Source organism: Pseudomonas sp. MUP55, from assembly GCF_034043515.1.
Lineage (GTDB): Bacteria > Pseudomonadota > Gammaproteobacteria > Pseudomonadales > Pseudomonadaceae > Aquipseudomonas.
Genome location: NZ_CP138214.1, coordinates 3,797,547 through 3,819,298 on the forward strand (window position 1 = coordinate 3,797,547; position 21,752 = coordinate 3,819,298).

Consider the following 21,752-nt stretch of genomic DNA (forward strand, 5'->3'; position numbering starts at 1 on the left):
GCTGCTTATTCCCAATTGCCCAGGTCGGCACTGTAGCCCTCGCCACCGGGTTGGCCGTCCTGGCCGTAGAAGATCAGGTCAAACGCGCCGTGCTCACCGGGAAACCGATAGCCGAACGCGTGGCCGAACGGGTCTTTCAATTCCGACGGCTTGGCGTACGGCCCCGCCCAACCGGAGGCCGTGGCGGGCTTGTCCACCAGCTGTTGCAGGCTGGTGGGCGGCGAGCCGACGTCCAGCGCGTAGCTGTCGATTTTCATGCTCAAGCCGGCGAGCTGCGCCTTGCCGGCGCCGTACTTGCCCTTGTCCACATTGCCGCCGACCTGACGTACCACGATGGTCGCGACAATGCCCAGCAGCACGATCACGGCGAGCATTTCCAGCAGGGTGAAACCACGTTGGCGGCGTCGGGCATTCATCGTTTATAGCTCCTTGAACATTTAGATATGGCTGGTGAGGCTCATCAACGGCAGCATGATTGCGAGCATGATCACCGCCACCAGCACCGCCATGAACACGGTCAGGCTGGGCACCAGCGCGGCGAGCAACCGGTCGATGCCGCGCTTGGCCTCGACGTCGAAAATATCGGCGACCTTGAGCAGCATGCTGTCCAGTTCACCGGCCTGTTCACCGACTTCGATCATTTGCAGGGCCAGCTCGGGCAGCAAGGGTTGCTCGCCAAACGCCCGGCCCAGGGTGCCGCCCGCCTTCACCGCTTCGGCGGCCATCGCCACTTGCGCCTGCAGCGCACGGTTACTGCAGACTTGCCGGGCAATCACCAGCGCCGGCAGCAGCGCGACGCCATTGCTGAGCAAGGTGCCGAGGGTGCGCGTCAACCGCGCCGCTTCGACCCGCTGCAACAGCGGGCCAAGCACACGCAGGCCGAGCACGCGACGGTCCCAGCGCTCGCGACGGCGTGGCTGGCGCAGGCTGATCAGCAGCGCCCACAGGATCGCGATCAATCCGGCCAGCACCAGCAGCCCATGGGCACCGAGAAACTCGCCAAGGCCCAGGATCACTTCGGTGATCAGCGGGATCGGCACGCCCAGGTCCTGGAATATCGGCACGAATTGCGGCACCACATACGCCAGCAACAACGCCAGCGAACCCAGCACACCCACCACCAGGAACGCCGGGTAGATCAGCGCATTGATTACCTCGCCACGCAGCCGCTGGCTGCGTTCCAGGTAGTCGCCGAGCTGATGCAGGGTGCGTTCCAGCGCGCCGCCGGCTTCACCGGCGCGCACCAGGCTCAGGTACAACGGCGAGAAGCTGCCGCCCGCCTGTTCCAGCGCGGCCGACAGCGGCTTGCCGGCCTTGACCTCGTCGCGGATGCGCTCGATCAAGCCGCGTACCTGGGGCGGGCCGGGTTGTTTTAGCAACAGGCCAAGGCAACGTTCTAGAGGCTGACCGGCGCCCAGCAGGGTCGCCAGTTGTTGCGTGAAGCTGACCAGGCCCGCGCCTTTCAGCGCCCCGCGCACCGGGGTCAACAAGGGCCTGCCCGCCGTTTCGAGCTGCAACAACAGCAGGCCGCGCTTGTGCAGCGCGGCAACGGCAGCGGCCTGGTCCCGGGCTTGCAGGGTGCCGTTGTGGGCGACACCCTGGCTGTCGAGGGCGCGAAACTTGAACAGCGTCACACAGGTTCCCCACGGGTGACGCGCAGCACTTCTTCGAGCGTGGTGATGCCGGCCAGCGCCTGGCGCAAGCCCTCTTCATACAAGGTGCGCAGGCCGGCGCGGCGGGCAGCTTGCTCAAGGGTGGCGGCGTCGGCGTGGCGCATCAGCAGGCCGCGTAATTCATCGTCCATCACCAGCAATTCGGTGAGGGCGCTGCGGCCATGGTAGTCGCCGTGGTAGAGCAGGATCGGGCGCTGGTCGGTCAGACGCCCCAGGCCATGTTCCTCGATCAACGCCGGTGGCGCTTCGAACGCCACGCGCGTGGCCGGGTCCAGGCGGCGCACCAGGCGCTGGGCCAGAATGCCGCTGACGGTGGAGGCGATCAGGTAGCTTTCCACGCCCATGTCCAGCAGCCGCGTGATGCTGGCGGCGGCGCTGTTGGTGTGCAGGGTGGACAGTACCAGATGGCCGGTGAGCGAGGACTGGATGGCGATGCGGCAGGTTTCCAGGTCACGGATTTCGCCGATCATGATCACGTCCGGGTCCTGGCGCACGATGGAGCGCAGCACGCCGGCAAAGTCCAGGCCGATGGCGGGTTTTACCTGAATCTGGTTGATGCCTTCGAGCTGGTATTCGACCGGGTCTTCCACGCTGATGATCTTGCGCTCAGGGGTATTGAGGCGCGACAACGCGGTGTAGAGCGTGGTGGTTTTGCCCGAGCCGGTCGGCCCGGTCACCAGCAGAATGCCGTGGGGCCGTTCCAGCAATTGGAGGAAGGTATCCAGACGCTGGCCATCGAAGCCCAGGCTGGGAAAATCGAACTGCACGGTTTGTCGGTCGAGCAAACGCATCACCACCGATTCGCCGAAACTGGTGGGCACGGTGGACACGCGCAAGTCCAGCTCCTTGCCCTGGATGCGCAGCATGATGCGCCCGTCCTGGGGCAGGCGGCGCTCGGCAATGTCCAGGCGCGCCATGATCTTGACCCGTGAAATCACCGCCGCCGAAGAACTTGCCGGAGGTGCCTCGGCGTCGTGCAGTACACCGTCGATGCGGTAGCGCACCTTGAGCTGGTGTTCGAAGGGTTCGATGTGGATATCCGAGGCTCGCTGTTCCACGGCGCGCTGCAGGATCAGGTTGACCAGGCGAATCACCGGCGCTTCGGACGCCATGTCCTTGAGGTGCTCGATATCTTCGACGGAGCCGCCCTGCTCGCCCAGGTTCTCCACCAGCGTGCCCATGGCGGATCGGCCCTGGCCGTAATAGCGCTCGATCAGGCTGTCGACTTCAGTGCGTGGGCCGACGGCCAGCCAGATCGGCACCTGGCAGGCATAGGCCAGGGCCTGGAACGGATACACCTGGGAAGGGTTGGCCGACAGTACGCGCAACCCGCCATCTGCCCAACTGATGGGCACCAGCTGATAGTGACGCAGAAAGCGCTCGGTCAGCGTGGGTAAAGGGTCGAGCAGCGGCGGCGCCGCATCGGCGTGCAAGAGGGGCGCGTCGAGCAAGGCGGACCAGGCGCGGGCCAGTTCGGCTTCGCTGACCAGCCCCAGGCGCGTGAGCAGACCCAGCAGGTCCGCACCCTCGGTGGACAAGCGCCGGGCGCGTTCCAGGTCGACCGTCTTCAACCCGGCATGCGCCATCAGCCATGCGCACACCCGTTCGGTGTGCGGGACAGGCATCTGGCAGGCATCGATAAGGGCTGACGACATAGTGGAGTGATATCTGATAAGGCGAAAAGTATGGCTATTTGAAACTACCGAACAATGCCATTAGTTCGCCATTGCCCTGGCAGGAATTAGCCGGGGGTATCGACTGGAAGTTATAGCTCTAGTTCCTGAAGATGGGGAATAAAAATACAAAACATTGCTGAATGCACTGATTTAGAGCGCTGGCAGCCAAAAGCCACTAGTTGCAATTAGCCATACCTATTAGTTGCTCAGGCACTTTCTCGTTCAATTAACCGGCAGTGCAAAAGATTCAGGCGCTCAACTTCGCCCTCGACCGGTAATACACCCAAACTTTCCAGAACACGCGTGGCGGCTAATACCCCGATCTCCAGGGCAGGCGGCTGGATGGTGCTGAGGCTGGGCAGCAACATCTGCGCAAACGGGTAGTCGCCAAAGCCCAGCACCGCGCAATCCTCAGGGATGCTCAACCCTGCGCGCTGCCCGGCCAGCAGCCCGCCGGCGGCCAGGTTGTCATTGGCAAAAAAGATGGCGTCGGGTTTCAGGGCCTGGCTCATCAGCGCTTCCATGGCCTGTTTGCCGGCTTCGAAGGGCGCGCGGTCGGCGTCCGGGGCGAACACCCAGCGTGGCACGCCGAGTTCGTTGAGGGTCGCGATAAACCCATCGCGCCGCTCAAGCGCGCTGAAGTCCCCGGCCGCGCTGTTTTGCACGAAGGCCATGCGCCGATACCCCTTGCCATGCAGGTAATGCGCGGCCGTGACGCCGACTTCATAGTGGGAAAACCCCACCTGCAGCGGCTCGCGCTGCGGCACGTAGTCCCAGGTTTCCACCACCGGAATCTGCGCCTCGGCGATCATCTTTTCGGTGCCTGCACTGTGAAAGCGGCTGGTGAGGACCAATGCCGCCGGCGACCACCCGAGAAACGCACGCACCGCACTTTCTTCTTGCTCGACGCTGAAATAGCTGGACGCCAATAACAGCTGGTAGCCATGGCGGCTGAGGGTGTCGCTGAAACCCTGCAGGGTGTTGGCAAAGATCGGCCCCGAGATATTCGGGATCACCATCGCCACGATCCGGCCCCGTGCGGAGGCCAGGCCACCGGCCACCAGGTTTGGCACATAGCCCAGTTGCGCGACAACCTGGGCGATACGCTCGCGGCGTTCGGGCGAAACCTGCTCCGGCTGGTTGAAATAACGCGACACGGTGATCGCCGACACCCCGGCCTGGCGCGCTACGGTGTTGAGGGTGACGCGGCCGGCGCCACGACGTTTGCGCGGTTTTACTGGGTCCACGGAATGATCCTGCTAAAAACCAAAAAGAATATAAAACTAATTTATTAGTATTTGACGCTCTAAATCGGCGCCTTCAATAATACCGATGTTAGCGCTACCAAGGCGCATTGTCAGCTACTCGCTCGAGCGAATGCCCATGACATTACACAGGCGCTGACGGTCGCAGAACCGCAGCGGACCAGGGCTTTTTTTCGAGCGGGCACTCTATGCACAACTTTCCACGGCACACATCCTTACTGCTTCTGGCTGGCCTGAGCGCCCTTCCCGCCCCCGGCGCCTACGCTGGCGACGAACAGCAACCTACGCTCGAAGCGGTGACGGTCACCGCCACCCGGCGTGAAGAGTCATTGCAGAAAGTGCCGGTGGCGGTCTCGGTGCTCGACGGCGAACAACTGGAGCGGGACAACCGCAACGGTGTGGCGAGCATTGCGCAGCAAGTGCCGTCGCTGAATTTCCGCACCGGCGCCTCAAACAAGGACACCTCATTGTTCGTGCGCGGCGTGGGTACCATTTCCACCTCCCCCGGCGTAGAACCGACCGTGGCCACGGTGATCGACGGCGTGGTGTATGCGCGCCCCGGCCAGGCCACCCTCGACCTGCTGGACCTGGAGCGCATCGAAGTGCTGCGCGGCCCGCAAGGCACGCTGTTCGGCAAGAACGCGTCGGCCGGTGTGCTGAACATCACCAGCAAGGCGCCGACGGCCGACACCCACGGTTTTATCGATCAGTCGTTCTACAGCGGCAATGAAAGCCGTACCCGCTTCGGCATCGGTGGCAGCCTGGTGCCGGAGGTGCTCAAGGGCTCAATCAGTACCCTGTTCGGCAGTTATGACGGCAATGTCGACAACCGGCACAACGGCCAAGAGGTCAACGGCTACAACCACAAAGGTATTCGCGGCAAGCTCGAGTTCACGCCCAATGACGACGTGAAGCTGACCCTGATCGCCGACTACATGCAGTCCCACGATGACGCGCCCAACGGCGTGGTCAGCAAGTCCCTGAGCCCGGCTTTCAGCAACGCCTTGAGCCCGGTGCGCGCCGCGAACGACAACCGTGACATCAACACCGACACCCGCAGCCATGTCGAAGACACCAACAAAGGCTTGTCGGCCCAACTGGACTGGAACCTGGGCGACTACACCCTGACGTCGATCACCGCCTGGCGCGGCTGGGACAACACCCAGTACCAGGACGGTGACCGCCTCGGCACCGTCACCGCTGCCTTTCCCGGCACCGCCGACAAGGGCGAGCTGGCGTTCGACCAATACTCCCAGGAGCTGCGCCTGGCCTCACCCAAGGGCGAATTCCTCGAATACGTCGCTGGCCTGTTCTACATGCATGGCAAGGACGAGGAAACCTATCAACGCACCCTGACCACCAATGCGCGCACCGACCGTGGCGTCGCCGACTACAGCACCACCAGCGACAGCTACGCGGCGTTCGGCGAGACAACCCTCAACTTCACCTCGCGCTTTCGCGGCATCGCCGGGTTGCGCTACACCCACGACGACCTGAAGTACGATCACCGTCGCGTGTCCACCTCGGCCACCACCGTCAGCGGCATTCAACCGACCACCGCAAGTTCTGGTTCGGTGGACGAGGACGGTTGGTCCGGCCGGCTCGGTGTGCAGTACGACCTTGCCGACAGCGTCACCAGCTACCTCACTTACTCGCGTGGCTACAAAGGCCCGGCATACAACGTGTTCTTCAACATGCAGCCGCGCGACACCGAGGCGCTCAAGCCGGAAACCTCCAACACCTGGGAAGCCGGGATCAAGGCCACCGCCTGGAACAACCGCCTGACCACCAACCTGGCGGTGTTCCACAGTGACTACGACAACTACCAGGCCAACTTTTTCGACACCGTCGCCGGCCAAGTGGTGACGCGCCTGATCAACGCCGGCAGCGTCAGCACCGAAGGCGTCGAGCTCGATTACGCGCTGCAGGCCACCCAGCAACTCAAACTGTCCGGCGCCCTGGCCTATACCCGCGCGCGCATCGATGAATTCGCCTGCCCGCCAGGGGCGGCGGCCACCTGCAATGTGAATGGCAAGCCCCTGCCGTACAGCCCGGATTGGAAAAGCTACGTGCGCGCCGATTACACGATCCCGCTGGACAATGGCCTGGATATCGAACTGGGCACCGACTACAACTGGCAGAGCGAAGTGCAATACGACATCAGTCAGAACCTGGACACCAAGCAAGGCGCGTACGGCATCTGGAACGCCAGCGTCGCGTTGGCCGACTACACCAACGGCTGGCGCGTGGCGCTGCTGGCGAAGAACCTCGCCGACAAATCCTACTCACCGCTGCTGGCCAGCGGCGGCAACTACATCTACCGCGCCGTGCCCCGTGACGATGAGCGTTACTTCGGCGTGCAACTGCGCAAGGATTTCTAAGATGAGCCGCCAACTGAAACTCGGCGCCTTTCTGATGGCCACCGGGCACCACGTGGCCGCATGGCGCCACCCGGATGTGCCGGCCAATGCCGGGCTGGATTTCGCCCACTACAAGCACCTGGCGCAGGTAGCGCAAGCGGCAAAGTTCGACACGCTGTTCGTCGCCGACAGCATCGCCGCCGCCACCGGAGAGGTCGCCAGCCAGATGGCACGCTCGGATCATTTCGAACCTTTGACCCTGCTCTCGGCCCTCAGCGCCGTGACCGAGCATATCGGCCTGATCGCGACCGCCACCACCAGCTACAACGAGCCCTACCACGTGGCGCGCAAATTCGCCTCGCTGGACCACCTCTCCGGCGGGCGCGCAGGTTGGAACCTGGTGACCTCGGACAACGCCGCCGAGGCGCTGAATTTCGGCCGCGAAGAGCACCTGGGTCATGAAGAACGCTACAGCCGCGCGCGGGAGTTTCACCAGGTCGTGACCGGGCTGTGGGACAGCTGGGACGACGACGCCTTCGTGCGCGACAAAGCCAGCGGCCGCTACTACGACCCCGAAAAGCGTCACGTGCTCGACCACGTCGGCGAACACTTCCGGGTCAAAGGCCCGCTGAACGTGGCGCGCTCCCCCCAGGGCCAACCCGTCATCGTACAGGCCGGCTCCTCGGAAACCGGCCGAGAACTGGCCGCGCAAACCGCCGAAGTGGTGTTTACCGCACAAACCTCATTGGCCAACGCCCAAGCGTTTTACAGCGACCTCAAGGGACGCCTGGGCCGCTACGGACGCGCGGCGGACTCACTGCTGATCATGCCCGGCGTGTTTGTCGTGGTCGGGCAGACCGAGGCCGAGGCACAGGCCAAGTTCGAGGCCTTCCAAAACCTGGTGGAACCACAGGTGGGCGTCGCCCTGCTGGGACGCATGCTGGGTAATTTCGACCTGTCCGGCTACCCACTCGATGGGCCGCTACCGGAACTGCCGCTGACCGACAGCGGGCAACGCAGCCGTCAGCAACTGCTGAGCGCATTGGCCCAGCGCGAACACCTGACACTGGCACAACTGGGGCGGCGGATTGCGGGCGGACGCGGTCATTACAGCCTGATCGGCACACCGGTTAAGATCGCGGATGAGATGCAGCATTGGTTCGAACACGGTGCGGCGGATGGTTTCAACATCCTGGTGCCGCACCTGCCAGGCGGGCTGGAGGATGTGGCTCGGTGGGTGGTGCCTGAGCTGCAACGGCGTGGGGTGTTTCGACGGGAATACAGTGGCAGTACTTTGCGGGAGAATCTGGGGTTGGTTCGGCCGGGGAATCGGTTTGTGGGGGTGGGTTTGGAGAGGCTCGTTTAATGATGAGGCTCAGAATATTTCGCGGTGCGTTTGACTTGGGGGGGTCGAAATCGCAGGCACAAAAAAGCCGATCTACCTGATCGGCTCAATTGTCTGATTTTACTCAGTGAATATGGTCGGGACGGAGTGATTCGAACACTCGACCCCTAGCACCCCATGCTAGTGCGCTACCGGACTGCGCTACGCCCCGACTAGGCGTGTTACTGGGTTTGCTTCTTGACGAAGCGAACCGGAATATACCGCAAGCTTTTGAAATGTGGAAGTATTTTTAAAGCCTGAATCACTTCTTCAATACCACCAGCACATCTTCGAGTTCGGAGATCATCTGGCGGATCAGTTGCTTGTATTGGGTGGTGTCGTCTTTGGCTTCATCACCGGACATGCGCTGGCGCGCGCCGCTGATGGTGAACCCCTGGTCGTACAGCAATGCGCGGATCTGTCGGATCATCAGCACGTCCTGGCGCTGATAATACCGACGGTTCCCAGTACGTTTGACGGGGTTGAGTTGAGGAAACTCCTGCTCCCAGTAGCGCAGCACGTGCGGTTTTACCGCACACAGCTCGCTGACTTCACCGATGGTGAAGTAGCGTTTGCCCGGGATGACGGGTAGTTCGTCGTTATGACTTGGTTCCAGCATAAGCCTCAACTCGGGCCTTCAACTTCTGCCCTGGACGAAAGGTGACCACACGGCGAGCCGTGATCGGGATTTCTTCTCCCGTTTTTGGATTGCGGCCAGGCCGCTGGCGTTTGTCCCGCAGGTCAAAATTGCCGAAACCGGACAATTTGACCTGTTCGTTGTCTTCCAAAGCGTGCCGGATCTCTTCAAAAAACAGCTCGACCAATTCCTTGGCCTCGCGCTTGTTCAGACCCAGCTCTTCGTACAGACGTTCCGCCATCTCAGCTTTCGTCAAAGCCCCCATACGTCACTTCCTTAACGTGGCGTTCAACCTTTGTTCGAGCGAGGTGAGGATATTTTGTGTCGTGGTATTCACCTCATCGTCATTAAGAGTGCGCGATGGATGCTGCCAGGTCAAGCCAACCGCAAGGCTTTTTCTATGCGGATCAATGCCTTTACCCTGATAGACGTCAAATAGCCTGAGGTCTGTCAGCCATTCCCCTGCATTTTCACGGATTACATCCAGAACGGCAGTGGCGGCGACTTCACGATCGGCGATCAGGGCCAGGTCACGACGCACTTCAGGGAAGCGCGACAACTCGCTGAATTTAGGCATCTTGCCCGACGCAACTTCAGCCAGGACCAGTTCGAAAACGAAGACGGGTCGATCCAGACCCAGGGTTTTCGACAGTTCCGGGTGAATGGCGCCGACAAAGCCGACCAAACGACCTTCGCGCTCGATGCGGGCAGTCTGGCCTGGGTGCAGCGCAGGGTGTTTACCGGGCAGGAATGTGAAGGCGTCCAGCGCACCGGCGAAGCCCAGCACCGCTTCCACGTCAGCCTTGACGTCAAAGAAGTCCACGGCGTCGCGGCCCTGTGCCCAGCCTTCCGGCAGGCGGCTACCGCAGACCACACCGGCCAGCATGGGCTCTTGCTTCAAGCCATCGAGTTGACCCACAAAGCGCAGGCCGCTTTCGAACATGCGCACGCGGTCTTGCTGGCGGTTCAGGTTGTGAGACAGCGCCTTGACCAAGCCTGGCCACAGCGACGAACGCATGGCCGCCATGTCGTTGGAAATGGGGTTGGCCAGCAACAAAGGCTCAACGCCTGGGTTGAACAGCTCGAACTGCTTTGGATCGATGAAGCTGTAAGTCACGGCTTCCTGATAGCCACGAGCAACCAGCAGGCGACGCAGCTCAGGCAGGTGCGCACGCGCTTCGGCCTTGGGTTGCGGTGCAAGACGCGCTTGCGGGTAGCGAACCGGCAGGCGGTTGTAACCGTACAAGCGCGCCAGTTCTTCGATCAGGTCGACTTCCAGGCTGATATCGAAACGATGGCTTGGTACTTCAACGTGCCACTGCCCTTCCCCACCGGCGGAGATGGCCAGGCCGAGGGCCGACAGCAGTTGCTCGATCTGGGCAGGCTCGATCACCAGGCCGAGCATTTGCTCAACGCTTTTGGCACGCAGCGTGATCGGCGCAATGGACGGCAGGAACTGTTCGTTGACGGTTTCGGTGATCGGGCCGGCTTCGCCACCGGTGATTTCCAGCAGCAGGCCGGTGGCGCGCTCCATGGCTTCACGGGCGAGCTTCCAGTCTACGCCGCGCTCATAGCGGTGCGATGCATCGGTGTGCAGGCCGTAGGAACGGGCCTTGCCGGCGATGGCGATCTGGTCGAAGAATGCGCTTTCAAGGAATACGTCGCGAGTGGTCGCGGACACACCGCTGTGCTCGCCGCCCATCACGCCGGCGATGGCCAGGGCGCGGGCATGGTCGGCGATAACCAGGGTGTCTGCACGCAGGCTGACTTCCTGGCCGTCGAGCAGTACCAGCTTCTCGCCTTCTTCGGCCATGCGCACGCGGATGCCGCCATTGATTTCGGCAAGGTCGAACGCGTGCAGCGGTTGGCCCAGCTCCAACATCACATAGTTGGTGATATCGACGGCCGCATCGATGCTGCGCACGTCGGCACGGCGCAGGCGCTCAACCATCCACAGCGGGGTAGGTTTGGACAGATCGACGTTACGGATAACGCGTCCCAGGTAACGTGGGCAGGCGTTTGGCGCCAGTACTTCAACCGAGCGCACCTCATCGTGCACGGCTGGCACGCTGGCAACCACTGGACGGGTGACAGGAACGTTGTACAGCGCGCCCACTTCACGGGCCAGACCCGCCAGGGACAGGCAGTCGCCACGGTTCGGGGTCAGGTCGACCTCGATGCTGGCATCTTCCAGTTCCAGGTAGACACGAATGTCCTGGCCTACCGGCGCGTCGGCCGGCAGCTCCATCAAGCCGTCGTTGCCCTCGCCGACCTGCAGCTCCGCCTGGGAGCACAGCATGCCGTTGGACTCAACGCCGCGCAGCTTGGCCTTCTTGATCTTGAAGTCGCCTGGTAGTTCGGCACCGATCATGGCGAACGGAATCTTCAGGCCCGGGCGCACATTGGGCGCTCCGCACACGACCTGGAAAGTCTCCGCGCCATTGCTGACCTGGCACACACGCAATTTGTCGGCATCCGGGTGCTGCTCGGTGCTCAGCACCTCGCCCACTACCACACCACTGAATACACCGGCGGCCGGGGTGACGCTATCGACCTCAAGACCGGCCATCGACAGACGGGCAACCAACTCGTCGCGCTCTACCTGCGGGCTTACCCAGCCACGCAGCCATTGTTCACTGAATTTCATCCTGCTCTCCTAAAGATTCGTTACGACTAGCGAAATTGCGCGAGGAACCGCAAGTCGTTGTCGAAGAACAGACGCAAGTCGTTCACGCCGTAACGCAGCATGGCCAGACGCTCAACGCCCATGCCGAAGGCAAAGCCCGAAAATTCTTCCGGGTCGATCCCGGACATGCGCAGCACGTTGGGGTGAACCATGCCGCAGCCCATCACTTCCAGCCAGCCGGTCTGCTTGCACACGCGGCAGCCTTTACCGCTGCACATCACGCATTCCATATCGACTTCAGCGGACGGCTCGGTGAATGGGAAGAAGGACGGACGGAAACGCACCGCCAGTTCTTTTTCGAAGAACACCCGCAGGAACTCTTCGATGGTGCCTTTGAGGTCGGCGAAATTGATGTCGCGATCAACCAGCAGGCCTTCGACCTGGTGGAACATCGGCGAGTGGGTGATATCGGAGTCGCTACGGTACACACGGCCTGGGCAGACGATGCGGATCGGCGGCTTGTTCGCTTCCATGGTGCGGACCTGTACCGGCGAGGTATGGGTGCGCAGCAACATGTTCGCGTTGAAATAAAAGGTGTCGTGCATCGACCGGGCCGGGTGATGGCCTGGGATGTTGAGCGCCTCGAAGTTGTGATAGTCGTCTTCGACCTCAGGGCCCTCGGCAATGCCGTAGCCAATGTGGGTGAAGAACTGTTCGATACGCTCCAGAGTCCGAGTGATCGGATGCAGACCGCCCGACGCCTGGCCACGGCCAGGCAAGGTCACATCAATGGACTCGGCGGCGAGCTTGGCCGCAAGATCGGCCTCCTCGAGCGACGCCTTGCGCGCATTGAGAACCTCGGTGACGCGCTCCTTGGCAACGTTGATCAGCGCACCGACCTGCGGACGCTCTTCTGCCGGCAAATTCCCCAGGGTCTTCATCACCTGAGTCAATTCGCCCTTTTTGCCAAGGTAGTGAACCCGGATTTGCTCCAGGGCATTGATATCTTCAGCGCTTTGCACAGCCTCAAGAGCTTGAGCGACGAGCGCGTCCAGGTTTTCCATGTACAGACTCCAGATACAAAATAGGGGAAGAGCTTGAAGGCTCTTCCCCTATTTATGACGTTTACCACCGTGGGCTACAGGCGTAACCCAGGGTGACTGTCGGGGGTACTTAAGCCAAGGAGGCTTTAGCTTTCTCGACAATCGCAGCAAACACCGCTTTTTCGTTCACGGCCAGTTCAGCCAGAACCTTACGGTCGATTTCGATGGACGCTTTTTTCAGGCCAGCGATGAAACGGCTGTAGGACAGACCGTTAACACGTGCACCAGCGTTGATACGAGCGATCCACAGAGCGCGGAACTGACGTTTTTTCTGACGACGGTCACGGTAGGCGTATTGGCCTGCCTTGATTACCGCTTGCTTGGCAACACGGAATACGCGTGAACGCGCGCCGTAGTAGCCTTTAGCAAGTTTCAGAATTTTTTTGTGACGCTTACGGGCAATGACGCCACGCTTTACACGAGCCATGAGTTACTTCCTCTATTCTTGATCCAAAAATTAACGAAGGCGCAGCATGCGCTCGACTTTTGCCACGTCAGACGGATGCAGCAAGCTGCTACCGCGCAGTTGACGCTTACGCTTGGTCGACATTTTGGTCAGGATGTGGCTCTTGAAAGCGTGCTTGTGCTTGATACCGTTAGCAGTTTTCAGAAACCGCTTAGCAGCACCACTTTTAGTCTTCATCTTTGGCATGTTCGGATACTCCGCATTCAGTTGATAAACATAATCAGAAGGCCTGCCGTGCCCTGTTGATTACTTCTTCTTTTTCGGGGCGATGACCATGATCAGTTGGCGTCCTTCCATCTTAGGATGCTGTTCGACCGAACCGTACTCGAGCAGGTCAGCTTCAACCCGCTTGAGGAGTTCCATCCCCAGCTCCTGGTGGGCCATCTCACGGCCGCGGAATCGCAAGGATACCTTGGCCCTGTCCCCATCACTCAGGAAACGTACCAGGTTGCGCAGTTTTACCTGGTAATCCCCTTCCTCCGTCCCTGGACGAAACTTGATTTCTTTTACTTGAATCTGCTTCTGGTTCTTCTTCGCTGCGGCAACCTGTTTCTTCTTCTCGAAGATCGACTTGCCGTAGTCCATCACCCGGCAAACGGGTGGGATTGCATCGGCGGAAATTTCCACCAGGTCCAGCTTGGACTCTTCTGCAATACGAAGCGCTTCATCAATCGAGACGATGCCAATCTGCTCGCCATCAGCGCCAATTAACCGAACCTCGCGTGCCGAGATATTCTCGTTGATCGGGGCTTTCGGTGCAGCTCGTTTATCTTGTCTCATTTCACGCTTAATAATAATTACTCCGAATCTGGGCGACCACGCCGGGAAACCGCTTGCGCGAGGAACTCAGCGAACTGGGCGACGGGCATCGAGCCCAGGTCAGCACCTTCACGAGTACGCACAGCGACAGTCTGCATCTCGACTTCCCGATCTCCAATAACCAAAAGATAGGGAACCTTGAGCAAAGTATGCTCACGGATTTTAAAGCCGATCTTTTCATTTCTCAAGTCGGACTTGGCACGAAATCCGCTTTCGTTGAGTGTTTTTTCAACCTCGGCGGCAAAATCTGCCTGTTTATCAGTGATGTTCATGATCACTGCCTGAGTCGGAGCAAGCCACGCCGGGAATGCACCCTCGTAGTGCTCGATCAGGATTCCGACGAACCGTTCGAACGAGCCGAGGATCGCCCGGTGCAGCATAACCGGGTGTTTACGGCTGTTGTCTTCGGAGACGTATTCGGCTCCCAGACGGATCGGCAGGTTAAAATCGAGCTGCAGGGTACCACACTGCCAGACGCGGCCAAGGCAATCTTTCAGCGAGAACTCGATCTTGGGACCGTAAAACGCCCCCTCTCCCGGTTGCAGATCGTACGCAAGGCCCGCACTGTCGAGCGCTGCGGCCAGTGCAGCTTCGGCGCGATCCCAGAGCTCGTCGGAGCCAACACGCTTTTCCGGACGAGTGGACAGCTTCATTTCGACTTCGGTAAAACCGAAATCGCGGTAAACGTCCATGGTCAACTTGATGAACGCGGCGGATTCAGCCTGCATCTGTTCTTCAGTACAGAAGATATGCGCGTCGTCCTGGGTAAAGCCGCGTACACGCATGATGCCGTGCAGCGCACCCGATGGCTCGTTGCGGTGGCAGGCACCGAACTCGGCCAGACGCATTGGCAACTCGCGGTAGCTTTTCAGGCCCTGGTTGAACACCTGCACGTGGCAAGGGCAGTTCATCGGCTTGATGGCGTAGTCGCGGTTTTCCGACTGGGTGGTGAACATATTGTCGGCGTAGTTGGCCCAGTGCCCGGACTTCTCCCACAGGCTGCGATCAACGACCTGCGGGGTCTTGATCTCAAGGTAACCGTTTTCACGCTGAACCTTGCGCATGTACTGCTCGAGCACCTGGTACAGGGTCCAGCCGTTCGGGTGCCAGAACACCATGCCCGGCGCTTCTTCCTGGAGGTGGAACAGGTTCAGACGCTTGCCGATCTTGCGATGGTCGCGCTTTTCGGCTTCTTCAATACGCTGGATATAGGCGGCCAGCTGTTTCTTGTCAGCCCAGGCAGTGCCGTAGATCCGTTGCAGTTGCTCGTTCTTCGCATCACCGCGCCAGTAGGCGCCGGACAATTTGGTCAACTTGAAGGACTTGAGAAAACGTGTGTTCGGCACGTGCGGGCCACGGCACATGTCGACATATTCTTCGTGGTAGTACAGGCCCATGGCCTGCTCGTCCGGCATGTCTTCCACCAGACGCAGCTTGTAGTCTTCGCCACGGGCGGTGAATACATCGATCACTTCGGCACGCGGCGTGACTTTCTTGATGACGTCGTAATCTTTTTCGATCAGCGCGTGCATGCGCTGCTCGATCGCCGCCAGATCGTCTGGCGTGAAAGGACGCTCATAGGCGATGTCGTAATAGAAGCCTTCGTCGATGACCGGGCCAATCACCATTTTTGCGGTGGGGTACAGCTGCTTGACCGCATGGCCAATCAGGTGCGCACAAGAGTGGCGAATGATCTCCAGCCCCTCTTGATCCTTGGGCGTGATGATCTGCAGGGTGGCATCGGAGGTGACCAGGTCACTGGCATCGACCAGCTTGCCGTCGACCTTGCCGGCCACGGTGGCCTTGGCCAGGCCTGCACCAATGGATGCGGCGACCTCGGCTACGGAAACCGGATGATCGAACGAACGTTGACTGCCGTCGGGTAGAGTAATAGTTGGCATGGCGCCTCCTCTCCTAGTGGTGACCCCTACCAAAGGTCACGTGGGTTGGGATGAGCCAGTACAAGATCCAACACCAGGCCGCTCAATGCTGAACGCCTGCCTTACAGCGGCAGGAGCCTTTCGGCCAACCGATAATCGAACCAGAGTGACTGGATTGAACAAAAAAAGAACCTGGCAAGGCGGCAAATGGCACACCTGGAAAAAGCCAAGCCCAGGATGCTAGCACAGATGAACGGTCATCGCGCCGACGCAGCCTGCGGTAAAAGCAAATTCCATGCTTTATGGCGGCAAAAGTGAACTTGAGCTGTACGCCACGCCTCAAACACCCCGAGAATCGCCGTTCGTCCCCGACCCAAAGGAGCATCCCATGATGCGTTTTACCTCGACAATCGCCCTCGCCGCTTCCCTGGCATTCCTTTCGCTCGGCGCGCAAGCCGCGGCCCCATCGAACTGGCCTGCCGGCGCTCGTGACGCCTTCGTCAACGACTGCAGCGCCGCGGCCAGCCAGAACGTGGACGTCAAAACCGCCAAAGCCCACTGCGAATGTGGCGCCGACAAGATCAACGCCGAACTGAGCACTGCAGAAATCAAGGAATTGATGACCAATCAGAACGCCAGCGCGCAGCTTAAAAACAAAGCGGTCGCGGCAATTTCGTCCTGCAAAGTCGTGAAGAAAAAGTAAGAACGCTCACTGATCGGGCGTCTTTTTCGTCAGAAAAACAGCCCTAAAACGGCTGTTTCTCACAAATTATGCAGGTTTTACGGCTTTTTTTAACAGCTGATATTTCGCACCAAAGCCCCGTAAATCGGGGCTTTCAGGCAAACCAGGCACGAAACGCAACGCTATTGATTAGCAAACAATGCCTTGGGGGGGCTCCCAAGCCGAACATTTCGACTATGATAGCCCTGTGTGCCCAGTTGGCCTGAGCAGCACAGCACTACTGAAAATATATGTTTCTTGGAGATACACCATGTCTAATCGCCAAACCGGCACCGTTAAATGGTTCAACGATGAAAAAGGCTTCGGCTTCATCACTCCTCAAGGTGGCGGTGACGACCTGTTCGTACACTTCAAAGCTATCGAAAGCGACGGTTTCAAAAGCCTGAAAGAAGGCCAAACCGTTTCCTTCGTGGCTGAGAAAGGCCAAAAGGGTATGCAAGCTGCACAAGTTCGCGGCGAGTAATACTCCGCTGAGCTAAAAAAACCCCGTCCATGTGACGGGGTTTTTTATGGGCGCTGCAAAAGCCAGACGCTATCAGCCGCAGTTGACCCGCGTGATCACCAGATTATCGTCGGTGTTCAGGTTCAAGCGGTCGGACCGGTATTCCAGCGTGATCATGTCATTGGGCTTGAGGATACGGGCGTTCTGCGCACCGGCACGCGCACGCGCCTGCTCCAGCAGTTGAGGCGAGGCTTTCTGGCCGATCGTGAACTCGGCGGCCTTCGACTCACAGCGGCTATGACCGGCATCGGTCACGCTGGCATCTTTGCCTGGCTCAGAGGCACCCGGGGTGCTGCAACCCGCCAACGCGAGTGCTGCCAACAAAGTACCGAATGATGCGAGCTTCCAAGGCATGAAGCCTCCTATGATAAAAAATGGACAGAGATCGTGCGACAGCGATTGAGTTGATTGGTTTCAAGACATTAACGCCTCATACCCAAGTCTGCCTGACTCAGGCCGGGCAAGCGTCCAGTCAATCGTGACTGGATATGAACATGCTCAGTAGATATCGATGTAGTCCGACGTTGGGGTGGGCCAATTCTGGCTGAGCGCGTTGAAAATCTGCATCACCCAGACTTCATCGTTGGCGGCCACATTTCCCACATAACCGGAACCCTTGGCCCAGGTTTCCAGGCGAAACAGAAGACCTCCAATTTCGGCCCCCCCTACCACGCCAGAAGAGATGTAGGCGATACCGGCCTTGGTGACCCGCAATTGGGTGTGTTCATCGTCATTGGCGCTGGCAAGCAGTTGGCGCACGGCTACCAGCGTAAGATTCTCGGGGTTGTTCAAATCGATCTGCACGCGGTGTTTCCTGGCCAATAAACAGGACGACAGTGTCGCACACCCCGCCCTCATGCCTAAGTCGCAGTGCCAAATCCCGTGCAAAATGCTTAACTGCGCCCGTTGCAGCCGCACGCCAGCGCAACGCCCAGTACCTACAATCGCGAGATTCCCATGACCACCGTAACGCTCCAAGCCGATATCAAAGCCAAATGGCCCCAAGGGCAAAGCTCCTACAGCCCCGGCAGCCCGGAAGAATTGGCGATCATCGGTATCGACCTGCTGGTCAAGGAGCTCGGTACCCAGGGCGCTCAAGCCTTTGTCGGCCAGGTATTCGAGAAATACCCGACCGACCACCCGGGCGCACAAGAGCACGCATAAGAACCGGCCGGCGAACGCCGACCGGCAAGGAGTTTACTTCAGGCGTGCCAGGCGTTCGGTCAACAGATCGAAGAAGCCTTGGGCGTCGCCATTCTCGACCCAGAATGCGTTCTTGTCCTGCTTCAGGCCATCGTACCAATCGACGATGGTCTGGCCGAAAGTCGGACCTTCACGACTATCGACGACCACGTTGACCTGACGACCGCTGAACAGCGACGGCTTGAGCAGGTAGGCAACCACCGTGGCGTCATGCACTGGCCCGCCGGGAATGCCGTAATGCTCCATATCGCCTTTGACGTACTCGTTGAGGATATTGCTGACGACCTTGCTTGCATTGTTGTTCAAGTCTGCAATTTTCTTCAGGCGCGCCTCGCTGGTCAGCACTTTATGGGTCACGTCCAGCGGCAGGTAGGTCAACTTCACGCCGCTTTTGAGCACAATCTCAGCCGCCACAGGGTCGGCGAACAGGTTGAACTCGGCCACCGGCGTGATATTGCCGCCATTGAAATGCGCACCGCCCATCACCACCACTTCCTTGATGCCCTGGGTGATTTCTGGCGCCTGGGTCAACGCCAGGGCCAGGTTGGTCTGCGGGCCGAGCATGGCGATAGTGATGCTGTGAGGCTTGGCGGCAGTCAGCGTCTTGATCAGGTAATCCACGGCGTTGCCTTCCGCCAGGCCTTGCTTCGGCTCGTGCACGGTGACGCCGGAAATACCTTCCTTGCCGTGAATGTTTTCGGCATAGATCGGCTTGCGCAGCAACGGCGCTGGAGCACCGGCGTAGACCGGGATGTCCTCGCGCCCTGCCCACTCACGCGCTAGGCGCGCATTGCGTGATGTTTTGTCCAGGCGCACGTTGCCGGCCACGGTCGTCAGCGCGCGGATGCTCAGCTCTTCGGGCGAAGCCATGGCGAACAGCAAGGCCACCACATCATCGGCGCCCGGGTCGGTATCGATGATCAGGTCGATTTTTTCCGCCGCCTGGGCGCTTGCAGCTGTGAGTGCGGACAAAAGCAGAACACTCCGGAACAGGTTTTTCAGGGATGGAAGACCACGTTGCATAAAACACTCCTTGTCGTAGGGGGACTCTAGAAGGTTACGCCGGAGACCAGCGCGATATTGCAGTAAGGCTGGCATTCGCCCGTGCGCACGACGGCACGCGCCTTGCCACTCAGCTGCTTGAAGGCGTCATGGCTGAGCAGACGACGCTCGCCAAGGGCAGCTTGTGCGGTAAGTGCATCGAGTTCAATCAGCGCCGGCGGTTGCTTGAGCAGGATTTCTTCAGCCAGCACGTGGCTTTCTACCTGCATCTCGCTGAGCACAACGCGCAGGGTGCTGATGAAATCCGGGATGCCATGGGTCAGCGCCAGGTCGATCAACTCGACACCGGGCGGCACCGGCAGACCGGCATCACCGATGACCAGGATGTCGCCGTGGCCCAGTGACGCGATCACGCGGGACAGGGCGATGTTGAGCAGAGGTGTCTTTTTCATGAGGGCACAAAACCTTGTACGTCGTGCAGCGTAGGAATGGAAGGCTGGGCGCCGGCACGGGTCACCGATAACGCTGCCGCGACCTGGCCGAAACGGATCGCTTCCGCTTCGCTGTTGCCAGCGGCCAGCGCCGCGGCAAAACCACCCACGAAGGTATCACCGGCAGCCGTGGTGTCCACCGCCCTGACCTTGGGCGCGACCAGGTGCGCGAAGCTGTCGCCGTCAGCAAACAGTGCGCCCTGGGCACCAAGGGTGATGATGACCTTGCCGGCACCAGCCTTGATCAATGCTGTTGCGGCGAGCTTGGCGCTGTCGAGCGAGTCGACCGCGACACCGCTCAAGGCAGTGGCTTCACTTTCGTTGGGAATCAGGTAGTCAATCGAGGCATACCACTCGGCCGGCAAAGGCCCACTGGCCGGTGCTGGATTGAGGATCACCGTCTTGCCCAGCTCGCGACCGCGCTTGAGCGCATGGCCGACCGTTTCCATCGGCACTTCGAGCTGGCAAATGATCACGTCGGCGGCCTGTAACACAGCATCACAGGCCGTCAACGACGCGGGGGTCAACTGACCGTTACTGCCCGCCACAATCACAATCGCGTTCTGGCTGCTGTCATCCACCACGATCAACGCCACACCACTTGAGCCTTCCACCGTGCTGACGGCCCGGCAATCGATACCTTCGTCCACGAGTGCATCGCGCAATTGGTCGCCGTAGGCATCGGTGCCGACGCAACCGACCATCGCGACATCCGCACCCAGGCGCGCCAGAGCGACCGCCTGATTGGCGCCCTTGCCACCGGGAACGGTGGAGAAGGTCTGGCCGATCAGCGTTTCACCGGCACGCGGCAAACGACTGGCACGGGTGACCAGGTCCATGTTCAGGCTGCCTATTACCACTACTTTTGCGGGCATACTTCAGTACTCATCAATTCGGTTCAGCGGTATTGGGCGAACACGCCGGCAACCGCCGCCGTCGATTCACGCAAGACAATACTCGGCGTCACGATGCGTTGATCGATCGGCAGTTGGGGTGTCGCTATACGTCGCAATAATAGTTCAGCCGCTGTCTCGCCCAGTTGCACGATCGACTGCCCGACCGTGGTCAACGCCGGATAGACGTAACGGCCCATTTGAATGTCATCGAAACCAATCACCGATAACTCGCCTGGCACGCGGATATTGCGCTCTGCCGCGGCACGCAGCACGCCAAAACCGATCATGTCGTTGCAGGCAAAAATCGCACTCGGCGGTTGTTCTGCCAGCAATTGCACGGCGGCGGCATAACCCCCGGTACTGGTGAAATCACTTTCGCGGACACGCTCAGGCGCGATTTCAACGCCCGCTTCGCGCAGCGCACGCCGATAGCCTGCCAGACGCATTTGCGCCACGCGCGTATGGGCGGGGCCGGCGATGCAGGCGATGTCGCGATGGCCCAATTCAAGCAGGTGCCGGGTCGCCAGGTAAGCGCCCTCTTCATGATCGATGCGCACCAGGTCGACATTGATGCCGTCCAGTGCCCGGTCGACAATCACCATCGGCGTGCGCACCGCACTCAAGCCAGCGGCGAGGCCACTGTCGTCGCCGCCCACCGAGGTCACGATCAAGCCGTCGACGCGTTTCTCCAGCAGCACGCGCAAGTAGCTGCGCTGCTTTTCGGCGTTGTCGTCGGAGTTGCAGAGGATCACGCAGTAGCCATTGCGCTCGCAGTAATCCTCAATGCCCCGGGCCAATTCCGCGAAGTACGGGTTGAGGCTGTTGGGCACCAGCAACCCGATCGTCGCCGTGGTCTTGGCCTTGAGTGAGCGCGCGACCGCACTCGGCACATAGTCCAACTGCTTGATCGCCGCCTCGACCTTGATGCGCACCGGCTCGCTGACCGGGCGGGTCTTGTTCACCACGTGGGATACCGTGGTGTAGGAAATACCCGCCAGCGCTGCCACATCCTTGATCGTTGCCATGG

At 60.2% G+C, this 21,752-nt stretch carries 23 protein-coding genes and 1 tRNA gene; 5 read left to right on the forward strand and 19 right to left on the reverse strand.

Features of this window, described 5'->3' with window-relative positions; genetic code table 11:
- Positions 1-5: 5 nt before the first annotated feature.
- The 4 genes from gspG to SC318_RS17010 all read right to left on the reverse strand — a co-directional run bounded on the left by gspG (position 6) and on the right by SC318_RS17010 (position 4,596).
- The gene (gspG, locus tag SC318_RS16995) at positions 6-416 is read right to left on the reverse strand and encodes a type II secretion system major pseudopilin GspG (RefSeq protein ID WP_320427740.1); all 411 of its coding nucleotides are present in this window, start codon (positions 414-416) and stop codon (positions 6-8) included.
- Between the two features lie 21 nt (positions 417-437).
- Positions 438-1,634, reverse strand: a complete 1,197-nt coding sequence (gene gspF / locus SC318_RS17000; protein ID WP_320427741.1) for a type II secretion system inner membrane protein GspF — start codon at positions 1,632-1,634, stop codon at positions 438-440.
- Positions 1,631-3,328: a GspE/PulE family protein gene (locus tag SC318_RS17005; protein WP_320427742.1), complete on the reverse strand. Its 1,698-nt coding sequence runs from the start codon at positions 3,326-3,328 to the stop codon at positions 1,631-1,633. The genes gspF and SC318_RS17005 overlap by 4 nt, the downstream gene beginning before the upstream one ends.
- 227 nt (positions 3,329-3,555) lie before the next feature.
- Positions 3,556-4,596 (reverse strand): LacI family DNA-binding transcriptional regulator, encoded by a 1,041-nt coding sequence (locus SC318_RS17010; RefSeq protein WP_320427743.1) that lies wholly within the window; start codon positions 4,594-4,596, stop codon positions 3,556-3,558.
- Between the two features lie 206 nt (positions 4,597-4,802).
- On the opposite strand from SC318_RS17010, the gene SC318_RS17015 reads away from it, so the two are divergent.
- Together SC318_RS17015 and SC318_RS17020 are read left to right on the forward strand one after the other, a co-directional pair.
- Complete coding sequence (locus tag SC318_RS17015; RefSeq protein ID WP_320427744.1) at positions 4,803-6,995, forward strand: TonB-dependent receptor; 2,193 nt, start codon at positions 4,803-4,805, stop codon at positions 6,993-6,995.
- A 1-nt stretch (position 6,996) separates the two neighbouring features.
- The gene (locus tag SC318_RS17020) at positions 6,997-8,340 is read left to right on the forward strand and encodes an LLM class flavin-dependent oxidoreductase (protein WP_320427745.1); all 1,344 of its coding nucleotides are present in this window, start codon (positions 6,997-6,999) and stop codon (positions 8,338-8,340) included.
- Positions 8,341-8,453: 113 nt separating this feature from the next.
- Here the strand turns inward: SC318_RS17020 and SC318_RS17025 are convergent.
- The 9 genes from SC318_RS17025 to thrS all read right to left on the reverse strand — a co-directional run bounded on the left by SC318_RS17025 (position 8,454) and on the right by thrS (position 15,910).
- Positions 8,454-8,530, reverse strand: a tRNA-Pro gene (locus SC318_RS17025).
- A gap of 90 nt (positions 8,531-8,620) precedes the next feature.
- Complete coding sequence (locus SC318_RS17030; RefSeq protein ID WP_003174972.1) at positions 8,621-8,977, reverse strand: MerR family transcriptional regulator; 357 nt, start codon at positions 8,975-8,977, stop codon at positions 8,621-8,623.
- Positions 8,958-9,260 (reverse strand): integration host factor subunit alpha, encoded by a 303-nt coding sequence (gene ihfA, locus SC318_RS17035; protein ID WP_002553164.1) that lies wholly within the window; start codon positions 9,258-9,260, stop codon positions 8,958-8,960. The genes SC318_RS17030 and ihfA overlap by 20 nt, the downstream gene beginning before the upstream one ends.
- 3 nt (positions 9,261-9,263) lie before the next feature.
- Positions 9,264-11,642, reverse strand: a complete 2,379-nt coding sequence (gene pheT / locus SC318_RS17040) for a phenylalanine--tRNA ligase subunit beta (protein WP_320427747.1) — start codon at positions 11,640-11,642, stop codon at positions 9,264-9,266.
- A 26-nt stretch (positions 11,643-11,668) separates the two neighbouring features.
- Complete coding sequence (gene pheS, locus SC318_RS17045; protein WP_034099107.1) at positions 11,669-12,685, reverse strand: phenylalanine--tRNA ligase subunit alpha; 1,017 nt, start codon at positions 12,683-12,685, stop codon at positions 11,669-11,671.
- A 109-nt stretch (positions 12,686-12,794) separates the two neighbouring features.
- A complete protein-coding gene (rplT, locus tag SC318_RS17050; RefSeq protein WP_005789679.1) occupies positions 12,795-13,151 on the reverse strand; it encodes a 50S ribosomal protein L20 in 357 nt (118 codons plus the stop codon).
- Positions 13,152-13,181: 30 nt separating this feature from the next.
- A complete protein-coding gene (gene rpmI, locus SC318_RS17055) occupies positions 13,182-13,376 on the reverse strand; it encodes a 50S ribosomal protein L35 (RefSeq protein ID WP_002553160.1) in 195 nt (64 codons plus the stop codon).
- Positions 13,377-13,436: 60 nt separating this feature from the next.
- The gene (infC, locus tag SC318_RS17060; RefSeq protein WP_015884933.1) at positions 13,437-13,988 is read right to left on the reverse strand and encodes a translation initiation factor IF-3; all 552 of its coding nucleotides are present in this window, start codon (positions 13,986-13,988) and stop codon (positions 13,437-13,439) included.
- A complete protein-coding gene (gene thrS / locus SC318_RS17065; protein WP_320427748.1) occupies positions 13,988-15,910 on the reverse strand; it encodes a threonine--tRNA ligase in 1,923 nt (640 codons plus the stop codon). The genes infC and thrS overlap by 1 nt, the downstream gene beginning before the upstream one ends.
- Positions 15,911-16,277: 367 nt before the next feature.
- Between thrS and SC318_RS17070 the strand changes: the two genes are divergently transcribed.
- Entirely contained in the window at positions 16,278-16,592 is a 315-nt protein-coding gene (locus SC318_RS17070) for a hypothetical protein (RefSeq protein WP_320431252.1), read from the forward strand.
- Positions 16,593-16,881: 289 nt separating this feature from the next.
- Positions 16,882-17,094 carry a cold-shock protein gene (locus tag SC318_RS17075; protein WP_003234260.1) on the forward strand — a complete coding sequence of 71 codons (213 nt, stop codon included), beginning with the start codon at positions 16,882-16,884 and terminating at the stop codon, positions 17,092-17,094.
- Positions 17,095-17,166: 72 nt separating this feature from the next.
- Here the strand turns inward: SC318_RS17075 and SC318_RS17080 are convergent, their stop codons facing one another.
- Both SC318_RS17080 and SC318_RS17085 read right to left on the reverse strand, forming a co-directional pair.
- The gene (locus tag SC318_RS17080) at positions 17,167-17,487 is read right to left on the reverse strand and encodes an I78 family peptidase inhibitor (RefSeq protein WP_320427749.1); all 321 of its coding nucleotides are present in this window, start codon (positions 17,485-17,487) and stop codon (positions 17,167-17,169) included.
- Positions 17,488-17,631: 144 nt separating this feature from the next.
- Positions 17,632-17,937 carry a hypothetical protein gene (locus SC318_RS17085; protein WP_320427750.1) on the reverse strand — a complete coding sequence of 102 codons (306 nt, stop codon included), beginning with the start codon at positions 17,935-17,937 and terminating at the stop codon, positions 17,632-17,634.
- A 153-nt stretch (positions 17,938-18,090) separates the two neighbouring features.
- On the opposite strand from SC318_RS17085, the gene SC318_RS17090 reads away from it, so the two are divergent.
- Positions 18,091-18,297 carry a hypothetical protein gene (locus tag SC318_RS17090; protein WP_320427751.1) on the forward strand — a complete coding sequence of 69 codons (207 nt, stop codon included), beginning with the start codon at positions 18,091-18,093 and terminating at the stop codon, positions 18,295-18,297.
- A 33-nt stretch (positions 18,298-18,330) separates the two neighbouring features.
- Here the strand turns inward: SC318_RS17090 and SC318_RS17095 are convergent, their stop codons facing one another.
- Genes SC318_RS17095 through SC318_RS17110 form a run of 4 tightly spaced genes read right to left on the reverse strand, consistent with a single transcriptional unit; the run spans position 18,331 to position 21,750 of the window.
- Positions 18,331-19,359 (reverse strand): nucleoside hydrolase, encoded by a 1,029-nt coding sequence (locus SC318_RS17095; RefSeq protein ID WP_320427752.1) that lies wholly within the window; start codon positions 19,357-19,359, stop codon positions 18,331-18,333.
- A 26-nt stretch (positions 19,360-19,385) separates the two neighbouring features.
- Positions 19,386-19,790: a D-ribose pyranase gene (rbsD, locus tag SC318_RS17100; protein WP_320427753.1), complete on the reverse strand. Its 405-nt coding sequence runs from the start codon at positions 19,788-19,790 to the stop codon at positions 19,386-19,388.
- Positions 19,787-20,704: a ribokinase gene (rbsK, locus tag SC318_RS17105; protein WP_320427754.1), complete on the reverse strand. Its 918-nt coding sequence runs from the start codon at positions 20,702-20,704 to the stop codon at positions 19,787-19,789. The genes rbsD and rbsK overlap by 4 nt, the downstream gene beginning before the upstream one ends.
- Before the next feature lie 23 nt (positions 20,705-20,727).
- Positions 20,728-21,750, reverse strand: coding sequence for a LacI family DNA-binding transcriptional regulator (locus SC318_RS17110; RefSeq protein ID WP_320427755.1), 1,023 nt, complete (start codon positions 21,748-21,750; stop codon positions 20,728-20,730).
- Positions 21,751-21,752 lie beyond the last annotated feature (2 nt).

What these genes read in the sequence shown, in the direction of transcription:
- SC318_RS17075 (WP_003234260.1), top strand. Translation starts at nt 16,882, where the DNA reads ATGTCTAATCGCCAAACCGGCACCGTTAAATGGTTCAACGATGAAAAA.
- pheT (WP_320427747.1), bottom strand. Translation starts at nt 11,642, where the DNA reads ATGAAATTCAGTGAACAATGGCTGCGTGGCTGGGTAAGCCCGCAGGTA.
- SC318_RS17030 (WP_003174972.1), bottom strand. Translation starts at nt 8,977, where the DNA reads ATGCTGGAACCAAGTCATAACGACGAACTACCCGTCATCCCGGGCAAA.
- ihfA (WP_002553164.1), bottom strand. Translation starts at nt 9,260, where the DNA reads ATGGGGGCTTTGACGAAAGCTGAGATGGCGGAACGTCTGTACGAAGAG.
- thrS (WP_320427748.1), bottom strand. Translation starts at nt 15,910, where the DNA reads ATGCCAACTATTACTCTACCCGACGGCAGTCAACGTTCGTTCGATCAT.
- SC318_RS17005 (WP_320427742.1), bottom strand. Translation starts at nt 3,328, where the DNA reads ATGTCGTCAGCCCTTATCGATGCCTGCCAGATGCCTGTCCCGCACACC.
- rpmI (WP_002553160.1), bottom strand. Translation starts at nt 13,376, where the DNA reads ATGCCAAAGATGAAGACTAAAAGTGGTGCTGCTAAGCGGTTTCTGAAA.
- SC318_RS17080 (WP_320427749.1), bottom strand. Translation starts at nt 17,487, where the DNA reads ATGCCTTGGAAGCTCGCATCATTCGGTACTTTGTTGGCAGCACTCGCG.
- SC318_RS17095 (WP_320427752.1), bottom strand. Translation starts at nt 19,359, where the DNA reads ATGCAACGTGGTCTTCCATCCCTGAAAAACCTGTTCCGGAGTGTTCTG.
- SC318_RS17015 (WP_320427744.1), top strand. Translation starts at nt 4,803, where the DNA reads ATGCACAACTTTCCACGGCACACATCCTTACTGCTTCTGGCTGGCCTG.
- SC318_RS17110 (WP_320427755.1), bottom strand. Translation starts at nt 21,750, where the DNA reads ATGGCAACGATCAAGGATGTGGCAGCGCTGGCGGGTATTTCCTACACC.
- rplT (WP_005789679.1), bottom strand. Translation starts at nt 13,151, where the DNA reads ATGGCTCGTGTAAAGCGTGGCGTCATTGCCCGTAAGCGTCACAAAAAA.
- gspG (WP_320427740.1), bottom strand. Translation starts at nt 416, where the DNA reads ATGAATGCCCGACGCCGCCAACGTGGTTTCACCCTGCTGGAAATGCTC.
- SC318_RS17070 (WP_320431252.1), top strand. Translation starts at nt 16,278, where the DNA reads ATGATGCGTTTTACCTCGACAATCGCCCTCGCCGCTTCCCTGGCATTC.
- SC318_RS17020 (WP_320427745.1), top strand. Translation starts at nt 6,997, where the DNA reads ATGAGCCGCCAACTGAAACTCGGCGCCTTTCTGATGGCCACCGGGCAC.
- pheS (WP_034099107.1), bottom strand. Translation starts at nt 12,685, where the DNA reads ATGGAAAACCTGGACGCGCTCGTCGCTCAAGCTCTTGAGGCTGTGCAA.
- rbsD (WP_320427753.1), bottom strand. Translation starts at nt 19,790, where the DNA reads ATGAAAAAGACACCTCTGCTCAACATCGCCCTGTCCCGCGTGATCGCG.
- rbsK (WP_320427754.1), bottom strand. Translation starts at nt 20,704, where the DNA reads ATGCCCGCAAAAGTAGTGGTAATAGGCAGCCTGAACATGGACCTGGTC.
- SC318_RS17090 (WP_320427751.1), top strand. Translation starts at nt 18,091, where the DNA reads ATGACCACCGTAACGCTCCAAGCCGATATCAAAGCCAAATGGCCCCAA.